At 64.3% G+C, this 319-nt stretch carries 1 pseudogene; it reads right to left on the bottom strand.

Annotated elements, in window-relative coordinates:
- Positions 1 to 229, bottom strand: a pseudogene (locus KVS69_RS19185) (hypothetical protein); the annotation flags it as partial.
- Positions 230 to 319 lie beyond the last annotated feature (90 nt).

The raw sequence follows: 319 nt of genomic DNA, 5'->3' as shown, positions 1-319 counted from the left end.
TCAGCAGCACGAAAGCGCCGGCGAGATACATGTCTTGGGCCATCAGCGACTGGAGCAGCAGCGGCGCCGCAGTCGGCAGGTTGAGGACGATCGCCACGACGACTGGACCCGAAATCAGGTTCGGCAAGAGCCAGGCGATCGTCGAGATGAACGGGTTGAGCGCGATGCGCAACGGGTAGGTGACGAGCAGCGTGAACTCGGAAAGCCCCTTGGCGCGCGCCGTCGTCACTTAGGGTTTCGGCAACTCGTCCAGCATGTTGGCGCGCATGACGCGGATCAGGCTCGCCGTCGAGGAGACGGCGAGGATCGCAACCGGCAG

The sequence above is a fragment of the Stenotrophomonas sp. GbtcB23 genome (genome assembly GCF_019091045.1).
Taxonomy (GTDB): domain Bacteria; phylum Pseudomonadota; class Gammaproteobacteria; order Xanthomonadales; family Xanthomonadaceae; genus Stenotrophomonas; species Stenotrophomonas rhizophila_A.
This window is presented reverse-complemented; position numbering and strand designations above follow the sequence as displayed.